The sequence below is a fragment of the Alteromonas sp. H39 genome, from assembly GCF_047556435.1.
GTDB lineage: Bacteria > Pseudomonadota > Gammaproteobacteria > Enterobacterales > Alteromonadaceae > Alteromonas.
On sequence record NZ_CP180210.1, the window covers coordinates 3,699,675 to 3,713,741 of the forward strand.

Below are 14,067 nucleotides of genomic sequence, written 5' to 3' on the forward strand. Positions count from 1 at the left end.
GATTTATTACCATGATTGCTTAGTGAATAACTGTCAATCTCTGATAATTAAACAACCAAAAGACCTCGACAATCAAAGCCATATACTTTTTCGTTAATTTAGGTAAGCTGTAGCTAATCGCGGTGCTGCGTTTTCTGGCGCACCCTCAACGAAGAGGTGATGTTTTGCAATCTACACGCACACGATCAGTGGAAGATTGTCATGTTTTAATCGTCGACGACCAGATAAGTAGTCGACTCATCCTTGAATCCTTATTGGATGACATGGTTACCTGTACGTTGGTGTCAACCGCACACGAAGCGATTGAATGGAGCCGGGCGAACAAACCCGATCTTATACTGATGGACGTGGTTATGCCCGATATGGATGGCCATCACGCCTGCAAGATACTGAGTGAAAACGTCGAAACCGCGAATATTCCGGTAATATTTGTCACGGCGTCTGCCACTGATATTGAGCAGGAAAAATGCAGGGAAGCCGGTGGTGTTGATTTTGTTGAAAAGCCTGTCAACCCGACTACACTGCGTAATCGCGTAAAATCCCACCTGAATCATAAATTAAAAACGGATTTGCTGGAAAAGCTTATATATCTTGACCGACTCACCGGGGCCTATAACCGTCACTATCTTGAAGAAGTCATCCCATCCGTGATCCGCGACGCAGAAAGAAACCAGCGCGACTTATCTTTTGTTCTTTTTGATATCGACCACTTCAAGCAATTTAATGACCTTTACGGACACCTCGAAGGTGATAGCTGCTTATGGACGATTTGTAAGGAGACCATGCAATCGTTGTTGCGGCCGCTTGATGTGCTGGTGCGGGTAGGCGGAGAAGAGTTTCTGGCTATCCTCCCGGAAACTGATGAAAAAGGCGCATTTTCCGTGGCAAACAGGCTTATTGCCACTATCGAATCGTTAGGTTTAAAGCATGAGCATTCACCCACTAATGTTGTAACCGTCAGTGCAGGCGTTTCCAGTTATCAGCAAGCCGATGATGGGATGTCTGAACATGGCATCCTGCGTGCAGATAAAGCACTGTACGAAGCAAAAGCGCGTGGCAGAAATAACGCGGTGCTTTACAACGCAAACATGGAATAGGCTTACGATGGGCGATACAACGCTGTTGTGGAACAAAGAAGGCGCGCTTAAACGAATGATGGGAAAGCAGGCGTTGCTGGATAAGATAATCGACCTGTTTCTGGCGCAGTTTCCCCAGGTCTGGACTTCTGCAAAATCTGCTGTGGCAAACAGCAACTGGAAGGAAGTGGCATCTCAGGCCCATACGCTGAAAGGTTCAGCAGCAGAACTCGGACTGGAGCGTCTGGCTGACGCTTTACGCGTACTCGAGCACGCCGCCAGAACAGAGGATGAGACCAGCGCAATTAAAGCCCAGGTTGAAGTAGACGCTGTTGTTGAAAAAACCCTGCCTCTGCTTACCCGATAACCTTCATAAACCGCCAGTACCGAAGAAGCTCGAAGGAAGACGTCATGTGGCTACTCTGGCTGACTGGACAGGCGATAACGGAGTCGGGTGGGTCTGCGTTGTTGCAACCGCAGCACTTTCGCCACAGTAGCGATAGCCTGACGTAAGTTCAGGCAGCAAGTTAACCCGCTGCCTGACCGGATCCGGATGCCATATCAATATCTTTCGCTTCACAGGGGGATGCAGGTTCAATATTGAAGACGATGAATAGCAAAAACGTAGAGTACAGCGCACCAAAGGCAACTATCAGCCCCATAAGATTCCATTGCATCATTAGCCCTAACGGTACGACATGAGAAATAGGAATAAAGGCCATCAGAGTTTTAGGTTGCAGCATCAGCGACACCCATATTTTTTCACCCTGAGCACGACTAAACCCAAGCCCGTGACAAAAGTGAGCTAATACCAGTGGCATTATCTGGGCGAGGCAAATTAGGGCAGTCGCAATTACCGCCACAAATAACTCTCCGGCGCCCTGCGAACTTTGAGATGCCATAGCAGCAGACGGTAATAAAGTCGCATCTTGTGAACTGACGCTAACCATTGAGATCAAAAAGTCAGCGACCACAAAACCAAGCCAGCTCAGACACAGAATCAACACGACGGCTGGAAGATACACGGCTTGCTGAAAACGAAGCTCCTGACCCAGTCCCTGTAACGATCCGGAACGGAAGTGCAAACTGGTTACACAGACTATCAGCGTGATAAGTATGGCATAGCTTGCCAGCTTAAGCGGAAACCATGCGAAAGGGATCGCCTCGGTAACAAGACACAGAAAAACAAAACCCGCTGCCAGCAATGGCTGCCGGAATAAAAAACTGAACATGTCCTTGTAGGCGTTGAGATAGTCCTGTTTCTCAAGATTTGTATTAATTTGCATAATTACAACCATCAATCAGGAACCGCTCACTATACGGATTAGTGAACAAAAGTTAAGCAAGCTCATCGCCCTGACAGTATGTTTAAACATACTCGCGTATTTCTTGCTGGTGATCCGGTAAAAGCATGACAGGAAGAAACACATGCACGGTAGCTTCTCCCCGCTTGCAGCTGAACGACCCAAAAATCCACGAATGTTGCCTGGAATAATTTACCGACGCCAATAGCACGCTATGTTTGAATAGTAACCACTGAGTTCGGGCCAAAAAATAGCAAATACGAGCGATGACCCACTGCAAATGCAATTATCAGCAGAACAGGATAAAGGCTAATTTTTTGATTTGGGATAGCGCAAGAACGTTAGTAAGGATGGTGCCCAGGGGCGGACTTGAACCGCCACGGCCGTGAGGCCACTAGCACCTGAAGCTAGCGTGTCTACCAATTTCACCACCTGGGCAACGTGAGCGTGGTCAGTAAGTATCGACCTTGCTGCGTTGTGGGAGCGAAATTTACGCGGTGTCCGAAGTTTTGTCAACGTCCTGTTTGCACTTTTTCGTGATTTTTTTCATCGTGATAGCCTGAGTGTGCAGAAAGTCATCAATCTTGGTTTCTTTGTCTCCACTCATGTCATAAAACTGCGCAAACCACAGCTGCATAGTTGCTACCGCATCATCCAGCGCATTGTGTGCCGGCGCGGCCGGCAAATCCAGGCGCTGACGGCACACGCTCAGCGTGGCGCTGTTTGGTGGCAATACATCATGTCGCTTCTTCAACTGATACACTGCCAGTTTCAGAGTATCCAGCGTGAGGATCTCAGTGACAGGCATGTTATGCCTTTCGAATAACTTCCCCAGCACTCCTAAATCCAGCGCGGCATTATGCAATACCCACACGTGAGTTTCAGCAAACGGTCTCAATGCGTTTAACACCGCTTCGACGTCGGTGCCCTCGTTAATATCTTCCGCAGTTAAACCATGAATGACAGGAGATTGTTCGAGTGATTTATTGGTTTTTACTACCTCGTAAAAACAGGAGCTCATTGTGATTTCAGCGCGTTTTCCTTCCACCCATCCCACAGACGTGACTTCAGCCTTAGCGATATCCAGTGAGGTCAATTCAAGATCGACAGCCAGTAAGGGCACATCGTACCATTTGCGGCCCTGCCAGTGTGGCGCCAGCGGCGCAACACCACCGCGCCATAAAGCCTGCCACCACCCTCTAAGTCCCATCTACGAAATACCGCCCGAAAACTTCATCACTACCGCCTGTTGCGCGCGATCAATAGCTTTAAAGGCCGCTTTTAGTTGATGCTTCTCAATAGAAGACAAGTCGCTTACCGAAACGCAGTTGTCAGTGACTTTATTGGTTAGCTGATGACGCCAGCGCAGCCGATTTAAAAACAGCCAGATGTCACGCAAATTATCTGCATCGCGTGTTGAGAGCCCGGCATTGGCTGGCAGGCTGGCCAGCCTCCCCAGTGTCGATGGCATTTTCAGCCCATTGGCCAGTGCATAAATTCTTACCAGGTTGTTTATCAGCGCAATCGCTTTGACCTTCAGATCAATACAATCTTTTTGCTTACGCCCTTTTTCGTAGACAAACTTCTGAAACATAGAAAGCGGCACAGACACTTCATTCGCGTGGCGCGCCAGCGCCGCCAAAAACATTTTTTGTTGCAGTAATGGCGCTCTGGTTGCCTGCATTTCCCGGAACAGTTCGGTATCGCCGGCGGCGGCTCTGGCGTCCAGGAAAATATTAAAATGCATGATGGCTTTGCTGGTGGGCTGCTTCACCCATCCCCGTGCCTCGGCGATGGACGCTTTCAAAGATAAACGTAATTCCGGATTTGAGGCCATAATGTTGCCATCGCACAGTTTTATCCCACACTTTGCCAGGCCGCTACAAACGTAGTCACTCATGCCCTTAAAATATTCGGCCTCATCAGCATCAGGCTCACGCGCCAGCAACAAGCCGTTATCCTGATCGGAGCCCATGGTCTGGTCTTCCCGGGCCTGCGAGCCATACACAATCCAGCAATACGCCATCGGCGCGTTTCCGTGGTCCCGCTGATAAAACTGGATAAGCTTACGGGTCATGATATCCGTTGCCTGTGACAGCACTTTTCCCGCAATATCAAAGTCACCAGGCCGCTTTGCATGCATCGCAAAATAATGTGGCATTTGCCAGGATGAACGTGTTAATTCGTAGAGGTTGTCGGCTTTTGACAGCTCACCGATAATAAACAGCACATTACCCCGCTGATGCCGGATAACATCCGTGGCGGTGACCATGCCGATTGGCTCACGGGAATGCCGGTCGATAACCGGGAGGTGATGAATATTTCGCTCACTCATTATCGCCATTGCATCGAACATGGTCCGATTATGCGTAATCATGGCTGGATTTTCCGTCATTACTTCACTTACGGCATTCTCAACATTGAACGATTGTGCTACTACCCGAGAGCGTAAATCTCTGTCGGTAACAATACCCGCCAGTTTGTTGTTCCGTGTTATCAGTAGTGAAGATACCCGATTTTCTGTCATCACCTGCGCGGCATTTTTCACCGACGTATTCACATCCGCTTTAATTGGTTCGCCACTAATAACCTCAGACAGGGGCTTGTACAACCACATCGAGTTGGATTCGGTTACCGCTTGATTTTGCAGTGCATCAGCGCGAGTGCCATGGAAGAAATTTGCTACTTCTGGCGTTTGTAAGGCGTCGTCAAAGCCACTGGCAGTGAAACAATACACCAGCCCGGGTTTATCCACCGTAACCTGTACCGGATAATTAACGTTATCAATGAGCCCCGGATAGCCAAAATAGTCGCCCTCACTGAGGTGGCGCAGTGGGCCGTCAGAGTCTTTCACGGAAAACTGTCCGCTCTGAATCAGAAACAAGCGCCCTGCATTTTGCTTTATCAGTTCACCAGCGTTGTCCTGAACCAGATACACTAGATTTGCCAGCTCAGCGAGACGGTGGCGGTCTTCGTCATTCAGCCGGTCAAATGGCGCAGACGTTTTCAGAAACTCTGTAACCTGTTGGGGTATCGCACTCATGGCGGCATATCCTGTAATACATATCCCGGTGACTTTCGTGATAAAAACACACGGGGATAAACACTGATAGTTTGTCCTGAATTATACTCGCGCGCTCAGAGCGCTAGTCGGTGTAGCTTACTTGGTAAATTGTAGCACTCAGAATATCGCCTGAACCGGAGGCTATCTATGCACTGGATCAAAAAGGCTCACAGTAACGTGAGCCTTTTATCAGTTTCGTTGTTGCTTAGTGCGCTGATGCTTCACCCGCGCCTTTCGGATAACGGATACTTTCTACCAGATCCTGAATTTCCTGAGGTGCTTCTTTGGTTGCTTTAAAGACGATGAAAGCCACCACGAAGTTCACCATCATACCCAGGGTACCAATCCCCTCAGGTGAAATACCGAACCACCAGTTCTCAGCGGTATTGGCTGCCGGGTTTACAAACTTAAAGTAAATGATGTAAGCCGCGGTAAATGCAATACCCGATACCATACCCGCAACCGCGCCTTTGTCATTCATCTTGGTACTGAAGATACCCATAATGATCGCAGGGAAGAAGCTGGAGGCGGCGAGGCCGAACGCAAAGGCGACCACCTGCGCCACAAAGCCCGGAGGATTAATACCAAAGTAACCTGCTATCACAATTGCCACACCGGCTGCGAGTCGGGCATAGAACAACTCGGCCTTATCGGTAATGTTCGGCATAAAGTTACGTTTGAGTAAGTCGTGGGACACGGATGTCGAAATAACCAGTAACAAACCAGCCGAGGTCGACAGTGCGGCCGCTACCCCACCAGCAGCCACCAGTGCGATTACCCAGGCAGGCAGGTTCGCAATTTCAGGATTCGCCAGTACCATGATGTCACGGTCTACGCTTACTTCGTTCGGACTGTTCGGATCGGTGACACTACCCGCGGCATAGTACATTTTGCCGTCATCGTTTTTATCCACGAACTGGATAAGTCCCGTTTTCTCCCAGTTTTTAATCCACGAAGGCGCATTCTCGTACGATGTACCCTGCAAGTCCGGACCATTGATTGTCTCAATCATGTTCACACGACCAAAAGACGCCAGTGCCGGTGCAGTGGTGTACAGAATGGCAATGAAGACTAACGCCCAGCCAGCGGATTTACGTGCATCTCGTACTTTTGGCACAGTGAAGAAACGAACGATAACGTGAGGCAGACCGGCAGTACCCACCATCAAGGCAAAGGTGATAAAGAACACATCGATGGTACTTTTCGTGACGGATGTGTATTCGTTAAACCCTAAATCGGTGGATAGCTGGTCGAGTTTATCGAGCATATACACCCCCGAGCCGTCAGCCAGCGTGGCACCGAAGCCCGTTTGCGGCAGGATATGACCGGTAACCATCATAGAGATAAAGACCACAGGCACGATATAAGCGAAGATCAACACACAGTATTGCGCTACCTGTGTATAGGTAATCCCTTTCATGCCGCCCAGTACCGTGTAGAAGAAAACGATTGCCATACCGATGATAACACCGGATACGATGTCTACTTCAAGGAAGCGGCTGAATACCACACCAACACCCCGCATCTGGCCTGCAACATAAGTGAAGCAGACGAAGATGGCACAGAATACCGCGACAGTACGTGCGGTTTGTGAGTAGTAGCGGTCACCGATGAAATCCGGTACAGTAAATTTACCAAATTTGCGCAGGTACGGTGCCAGACAAAGGGCCAGTAACACGTAGCCGCCCGTCCACCCCATCAGGTAGACAGCGCCGTCGTATCCCATGAAGGAAATCAGACCTGCCATGGAGATAAAAGATGCGGCTGACATCCAGTCCGCTGCCGTTGCCATACCGTTGAGGACAGGTGGAACACCACCACCGGCAACGTAGAACTCGTTGGTTGATCCGGCACGCGCCCAAATGGCGATAGCGATATACAGTGCGAAAGAGGCACCGACAATGATGAATGTGAGTAATTGTACGTCCATCGGTTTATTCCTCGTCTACGCCGTATTTTTTGTCCATCGCGTTCATTTTTGCCATATACACAAAAATAAGAGCGACAAACACATAAATGGAACCTTGTTGTGCAAACCAGAACCCCAGCTTAAAGCCGAAGAACTGTATCTGGTCCAGCGCATCAACGAATAAAATGCCGGCCCCGAACGACACGACAAACCAAACAACTAACAATTTGGCGAGAAGGGAGAGATTCTCCTTCCAATACGCCTTCTTGTCGTCATCATTTCTAAATGCCATCTTTCCGTCCTCATGTCAGGTTAAGTGGATGTGTTATTTTTACATTTTCCTAACGGGGAGGCTTTCAGGCGATCTTTGTGGTTCCCGATATCAGTCCGCAGACCTCACATCGCGCAAAAACCCCGCCGGTAGGAGCATTGGGTATACTCTAGACCTGCCTTTGCAATCTAGGAATGAGACGATGGTCGTAGGTCAGGTCGTAGGAGGTTGCGTATAATGCAACCAGATTTGTTAAAAACCTGTTAGGAAAAGGCATGACGCTAGGTTGGGTATCGCTCGGGCTAATTTATCTGTTTACGCTTTTTTATATTGCGAGCTGGGGCGATAAAAATTCACCGACGGCAAGATGGCTGACATCGCATCCCGCAACATATTCACTTGCGCTTGCAATTTATTGTACTGCCTGGACGTTTTTCGGTGCGGTCGGGCAGGCCAGCCGGGATACGTGGATTTATTTGCCTATTTTGCTGGGCCCGATCCTGGTTTACGTACTGGGATATCGGTTTATTTATAAACTGACTCTGGTCAGTAAGAAGCAACATATCACCACGATCGCCGATTTTATTGCATCGCGATATGGTAAGCGTCAGCTTGTTGCCCTGTTAGTGACGATTATCGCGCTTCTGGCCACCATCCCTTATATTGCGCTTCAGTTAAAAGCGATTGGCAGCACATTCCAGCTTCTGACACAGCAGCCAAACAGTGATTACATCGTTATTGCGGCGACGGCATTTATCGCCGTGTTCGCCATCTACTTCGGGACAAAACAAACCGACGTTACCGAGTATCGCCGGGGATTGATGCTGGCTATCGCGTTTGAATCATCGATAAAACTGCTGGCACTGGTGTTGGTGGCCATAGTGGGCTACACCGCCTGGAACAATTCTCAGGAAGGGCCAATAATAGCGCCATTTTTGGCTGAGAAGGCAATTTCCCAGTTTGGCTCATTCACGTTTATCGCCCAAACCATTATGTCTGCGGCGGCGGTATTGTGTCTGCCACGACAGTTCCATGTTGCGATTGTCGATAACCTCAGTCTCAGTCATTTAAAGACCGCACGCTGGCTGTTCCCGCTGTACCTGGCCATTATTGCTGCGGTAATCCCGGTTATAGCGATGGCTGGTACTGCCATATTTGGCAGCGCCAATGTCGAGCCTGATTCATATGTGTTGTCGCTGGCGATTTATTCTGAGTCGGTATTGCTGCAGATAATTGTCTTTATCGGTGGGTTGTCCGCAGCCACGGCGATGATTATTGTTGCCACGCTGACACTCAGTACTATGCTCACAAACGACGTGATCCTGCCACGTCTGTTCGCTATCCGTGAGCCCGCGGCCCGCAACAAAGACTACTCGCGACGCATCAAGCTAATTCGCCGCATAGTGATTGGTTTTATCCTTCTGCTGGCATTTCTATACCACCAGCAAATGACAGGCGCTCGGTCGTTACATTCTATTGGTTTGATTGCCTTCTCACTGGTCATTCAGCTGCTGCCGGCAATTGTGGGGGGTCTGTACTGGAAGCGGGCACACGCCCACGGGGTCTATGCCGGATTGTTACTTGGATTAATCATCTGGGTAATGTGGCTGGTAATGCCGCTGGTCGGCGAGCAGGTGCCGCGAATTGAACAAAATGAAATGATAAGTCAGGGGGCGCTGGTCAGTCTGGCCGCCAATACCTTCGCATATATTGTGTTCTCCTGGTTCGCGCCACCACGACTGATTGACCGTATTCAGGCTGAAGCGTTCGTATCCCCAGCTGAGGTGCGCAATGGTCCCCAAACGAAAAAGCAACATATCAACGTCACCATTGCCGACCTGATCACGCTGCTCTCCACTTTTATGGGTGAAGGCCGGTGTCAGCAGTTAGTGGAAGAATACCAGCAGCTCAATCACTGTAAGCTGAATGACAGCCACTCCCCCGATCAGCCTTTTCTCGCGTTTTGTGAAAGGGCTCTGGGCGGTGTAATCGGTGCATCCTCAGCAAAGGCGCTTATTGACAGCGTTCTGCGGGGTAAGAAACTCGATTTCACTGAAGTCATTAACTTCTTCGACGACACTACCCAGGCCATGCAGTTTAATATGACAGCGCTATTAACGTCGCTGGAGAACATGGATCAGGGTATCAGTGTGGTCGACAAACACCTGAATCTGGTGGCGTGGAATAAGCAATATGCGGCGCTTTATCAATATCCGGAAGGCTTTCTCAACGTTGGTACGCCAGTTGAAAAATTAATGCGTTACAACGCGGAAAAGGGAGAGTTTGGTCCCGGTAATGTCGAAGAGCAGGTAGAGAAGCGTCTTGAGCATTTGCGTACCGGCACGCCCCATCGATTCACGCGCCAGCGCAGTGATGGCAGGGTCATCGAGATGGTTGGCAATCCACTGCCTGGCGGCGGTTTCGTTACCAGCTTCAATGACATCACCGGTCACGTCGAGATTCAGCAGGCACTGGAAGAATCCAACATCGATTTGGAACTTCGCATTAAAAAACGCACAGAGGAGGTGCACTCCATAAATGCCGAATTACGTCTGGAAATCGAGCGTCGCTCCGAAGCCGAGAAAGAACTCATTCGCGCCAGAAAGGCCGCGGAAGATGCCAACGCCAGTAAAACCCGGTTTCTGGCGCTGGCCAGTCACGATGTTTTACAGCCCCTGAATGCCGCCAAGTTATACGTAACTGCCCTGGAAGAAGCAGGCTTGCCTGACAATGTTGTCAGCATTGTGCGCAAACTTAATCATAGTGTGAGCTCCAGTGAAGCGCTGATTGGTACATTACTGGATATTGCCAGACTCGATCAGGGTGAACTTCGTCCCACGTTGGAACCGGTTGACCTTTCAGCCTTGCTGACTCCGCTAATTGACGAGATGGCGATGCGTGCGAAAGAAAAAGGCCTGCAATTACGGTCACGAGTACGTCCATGCTGGGCCATCGCAGATAAAACCTTTCTGTATCGAATTGTGCAGAACCTGCTTTCAAATGCCATTAAATACACCGAAAAAGGCAAAGTGCTGATTACCGTAAGAACCCAGGGTGAGTCGGTGGAAATTGCGGTGAGAGATACCGGTATCGGTATCTCAAAAGAACAGCAGGGGCTTATCTTTAGTGATTTCTACCGTACTGGTGATTCCAGTGAGCACGGGATCGGTCTTGGATTGGGCGTAGTACGACGGTTATCCGGCCAACTGAAAAGCCAGATTCAGGTAACGTCAGACCAAGGTAAAGGCAGTTGTTTTTCCCTTTCGCTACCGAAAGCGCTGGCACGCAAACGCACTGCCACCGGACTGGCCAATCGCAATACGACATTCAAAGGGCTACGTGTGCTGTGCGTCGATGACCAGCAGGAAAACCTCGACGCCATGCGGACAGTTTTGGAAAAATGGGGAGTCACGGTCATGCTCGCCAACAACTGGGACGATGCCATCCGCCAGGCGGATATCTTCTCCCCCCAAATTCTGTTGATGGATTACCAGTTATCGCAACATCAGAACGGGCTGGATTTGATTGATGTTATTCGCCAACACCTAGATATTGTCTTACCCGCGTCTCTGATCACCGCCACGCAGGATGAGGAGCTGGTTGCCAGATGCAAAGCGCAGGGTGTGAATTATCTCACCAAGCCTCTCAAGCCCGCGAAATTGCGGGCGTTGCTGCAAAGCATGACCCGTTATATCAAGGATGCGGAGTCGACGTAGATTTGTTTTTCCGCTTCGGCTTGTCAAGTGGCGTTGCAGCCTCTTTTGACGGCGTGACGATCTTCCCGAGACTGCCCCACGACGTTTTCGGATTTATCAGCACCGGACGCGTCAGGATCAGGTTGTTAGGATAGAGAATGGTTTCCCTGTCTGCGGTGACTAGTCGGGTGCTAAAAGGATTAATATCGGCAATCACCCCTTCCACGAAATTGTCGCCGTCGAGGATGCGTATTCCGTTCCCGCGTCGATAGGTAACGTTCGTTAACAGAATAAAATAGGCTGTAATGTTGCTGATAAGAGACCAGCTTGCAAACAGCGCAACCCCGGTCAGCGTAATGATCGACGTGGATAATACCAGCAGACCGGAAAAATCTACCCCCCATGCCATCAGCACACCGGCAAATGTCACTACACCAGCAATGACGCGGGCCACAAACAATCCTTTGAGTGCACTGGAAGACTTCACCCGGCTGCTTTCCAGGTTTTTCTCCAGCCGGGGAATAATCACCCGGATGACCGCCACATAAAGCAGCATACATACTGCACTCACAATAAGATTAACCTGATAGGTCTCAACCCACCCAATCAAACCACGCAACCAAGGTGCCATGCACGTATTCCTCACCTGTTCAACAAAAGCTAACTATCGATAGCATAAGAAAATTATCAAGACGATTCCCAATATATCATCTATATTAGTAGCAGGACTATTGCCGTCACACACCAATATTTATGATGCCACGGCACTCACTTACTTTAAAAGCAAGGACTTCATCCTTTCCATGCGAATAGCCATTTTATCCCGTAACCCTAAGTTGTACTCCACCCGCCGTTTGAAGGAAGCTGGCGAAGCACGTGGCCACACTGTTGATATCATCGACACCATGCATTGCTACATGGATATTACCAGCGCGCGACCATCGGTGCGTTATGCAGGCCGCAAACTTCCTTACTATGATGCGGTGATACCGCGTATTGGTGCATCGGTCAGTTTTTACGGCACTTCTGTTGTCAGGCAATTTGAAATGATGGGCACCTACTCTGTTAATGAGTCTGTGGCCATTAGTCGCTCCCGTGACAAACTCCGTTCCTTACAATTGCTGTCCCGAAAGGGCATCGGCATGCCGCGTACAGGCTTTGCACATCACCCCGACCGAATTGACGACTTGATCAAGAATGTCGGCGGCGCACCGGTAGTAATTAAACTACTTGAAGGTACCCAGGGGATTGGCGTTGTGCTGGCGGAGACGCAAAAGGCCGCAGAATCGATTATCGAAGCGTTCATGGGCTTAAACGCGTCTATCCTTGTGCAGGAATTTATTAAGGAAGCAGGCGGTTCTGATATCCGTTGTCTGGTGGTTGGAGGTAAAGTGGTTGCTGCGATGAAGCGTCAGGCGGCACCCGGTGAATTTCGCTCTAACCTTCACCGCGGCGGGTCAGCCAGTCTGGTACGCTTATCGCCGGCCGAGCGCAAAACAGCCATTGATGCCGCGAAAACGATGGGCCTGAATTGTTGTGGTGTTGATATTCTGCGTTCTAACCATGGGCCGGTGGTCATGGAAGTTAACTCATCGCCCGGACTGGAAGGTATTGAAGCCGCTACCCACAAAGATGTAGCTGGCATGATTATCGAGTTTATTGCTAAGTCGGCAAAGCCGAACAACACCCGAACAAAAGGAAAAGGATAAGTGAAAGGCTCACCTATTACGATAGGCGGGCAAGATGTCTTGCCAGGTGAAACTAAGAAAATAGAACTGGAAATGCCACCGCTGTATACAGCGACCAACATGAGTATACCGGTTTTTGTTAAACGCGGAAAACGTGAAGGACCGACAATGTTTGTCAGTGCTGCCATTCACGGAGACGAGCTTAACGGTATTGAAATCGTGAGTCGTCTTATTCGCTCCAAATCAATAACGCGCCTGCGCGGGACATTGATTGCTGTGCCTATGGTGAATGTGTACGGGGTTCTGAACCAGTCTCGTTACCTGCCTGATCGACGGGATTTGAACCGCAGCTTTCCCGGTAGTAAAAAGGGCTCTTTAGCAGGACGGTTGGCTAACCTGTTCTTTAAAGAAGTAGTAAGTAAGTGTGATGTGGGCATCGATCTGCATACCGGCGCCATACATCGCAGCAATCTGCCGCAAATCCGTGCCGACCTCGACGACGCAGACGTTCTCGAAATGGCAAAGGCATTTGGAGTGCCGGTGTTGCTTAATGCAGAAATCCGGGACGGTTCGCTGCGTCAGGCGGCCAGTGAAGAGGGTGTGAAAATTCTGCTTTACGAAGCGGGTCAGGCCTTGCGTTATGACGAATTTTCAATTCGCGCAGGGGTACGTGGAATCATTAATACGATGCGACACCTGGGGATGCTCAATAAACGCCAGAGCAAAGGGCATGACATCAACCGCTTTATCGCCAGACAAAGTGGCTGGGTTCGTGCGCCGGAAAGTGGCTTTGTTACTCACATCACGCAACTGGGCGACCATGTCAGTAAAGGTGACCGTCTTGCGACTGTTGCCGACCCTTATGGCAATGTGGTTTCCACCATTTTGAGCCCGGCTGATGGGGTCATTATTGGCAAACAGAACATTCCGCTGACACAGGAAGGTGAAGCGATATACCATATCGCTTACTTTAAAGAGCCTGATACAGTAGCGGAGCACGTAGAGCTTTTGCAGGACAATCTGATCCTGGGTGATCAGACTGTAGTCGAGGAAGAATAGA

General features: G+C 49.7%; 11 protein-coding genes and 1 tRNA gene. 5 read left to right on the forward strand and 7 right to left on the reverse strand.

Features of this window, described 5'->3' with window-relative positions; all coding sequences use genetic code 11:
• Positions 1-164 precede the first annotated feature (164 nt).
• Together ACLBLI_RS16130 and ACLBLI_RS16135 are read left to right on the forward strand one after the other, a co-directional pair.
• On the forward strand, positions 165-1,097 hold the full coding sequence (locus ACLBLI_RS16130; protein ID WP_414828589.1) for a diguanylate cyclase: 933 nt from the start codon (positions 165-167) through the stop codon (positions 1,095-1,097).
• 7 nt (positions 1,098-1,104) lie between these two features.
• Complete coding sequence (locus tag ACLBLI_RS16135; RefSeq protein WP_414828590.1) at positions 1,105-1,443, forward strand: Hpt domain-containing protein; 339 nt, start codon at positions 1,105-1,107, stop codon at positions 1,441-1,443.
• Between the two features lie 160 nt (positions 1,444-1,603).
• Here the strand turns inward: ACLBLI_RS16135 and ACLBLI_RS16140 are convergent, their stop codons facing one another.
• The 6 genes from ACLBLI_RS16140 to ACLBLI_RS16165 form a co-directional block, all read right to left on the reverse strand.
• Positions 1,604-2,362, reverse strand: a complete 759-nt coding sequence (locus ACLBLI_RS16140) for a hypothetical protein (protein ID WP_414828591.1) — start codon at positions 2,360-2,362, stop codon at positions 1,604-1,606.
• 369 nt (positions 2,363-2,731) lie between these two features.
• A tRNA-Leu gene (locus ACLBLI_RS16145) sits at positions 2,732-2,818 on the reverse strand.
• A gap of 52 nt (positions 2,819-2,870) precedes the next feature.
• A complete protein-coding gene (locus ACLBLI_RS16150; protein WP_414828592.1) occupies positions 2,871-3,590 on the reverse strand; it encodes an exonuclease domain-containing protein in 720 nt (239 codons plus the stop codon).
• Positions 3,591-5,423: a putative nucleotidyltransferase substrate binding domain-containing protein gene (locus ACLBLI_RS16155; RefSeq protein ID WP_414828593.1), complete on the reverse strand. Its 1,833-nt coding sequence runs from the start codon at positions 5,421-5,423 to the stop codon at positions 3,591-3,593.
• A gap of 226 nt (positions 5,424-5,649) precedes the next feature.
• A complete protein-coding gene (locus ACLBLI_RS16160; RefSeq protein WP_414828594.1) occupies positions 5,650-7,374 on the reverse strand; it encodes a sodium:solute symporter family protein in 1,725 nt (574 codons plus the stop codon).
• A 4-nt stretch (positions 7,375-7,378) separates the two neighbouring features.
• Positions 7,379-7,645 (reverse strand): DUF4212 domain-containing protein, encoded by a 267-nt coding sequence (locus ACLBLI_RS16165; RefSeq protein ID WP_414828595.1) that lies wholly within the window; start codon positions 7,643-7,645, stop codon positions 7,379-7,381.
• A gap of 254 nt (positions 7,646-7,899) precedes the next feature.
• Here ACLBLI_RS16165 and ACLBLI_RS16170 point away from each other — a divergent pair, with 254 nt between their 5' ends.
• On the forward strand, positions 7,900-11,340 hold the full coding sequence (locus ACLBLI_RS16170; RefSeq protein ID WP_414828596.1) for a PAS-domain containing protein: 3,441 nt from the start codon (positions 7,900-7,902) through the stop codon (positions 11,338-11,340).
• Here the strand turns inward: ACLBLI_RS16170 and ACLBLI_RS16175 are convergent.
• Positions 11,318-11,950 (reverse strand): mechanosensitive ion channel domain-containing protein, encoded by a 633-nt coding sequence (locus ACLBLI_RS16175; protein ID WP_414828597.1) that lies wholly within the window; start codon positions 11,948-11,950, stop codon positions 11,318-11,320. The two genes, ACLBLI_RS16170 and ACLBLI_RS16175, sit on opposite strands and share 23 nt — an antisense overlap.
• 172 nt (positions 11,951-12,122) lie before the next feature.
• Between ACLBLI_RS16175 and rimK the strand changes: the two genes are divergently transcribed.
• Together rimK and ACLBLI_RS16185 are read left to right on the forward strand one after the other, a co-directional pair.
• On the forward strand, positions 12,123-13,028 hold the full coding sequence (gene rimK / locus ACLBLI_RS16180; RefSeq protein WP_414828598.1) for a 30S ribosomal protein S6--L-glutamate ligase: 906 nt from the start codon (positions 12,123-12,125) through the stop codon (positions 13,026-13,028).
• Complete coding sequence (locus ACLBLI_RS16185; protein WP_414828599.1) at positions 13,029-14,066, forward strand: succinylglutamate desuccinylase/aspartoacylase family protein; 1,038 nt, start codon at positions 13,029-13,031, stop codon at positions 14,064-14,066.
• Position 14,067: the final 1 nt, after the last annotated feature.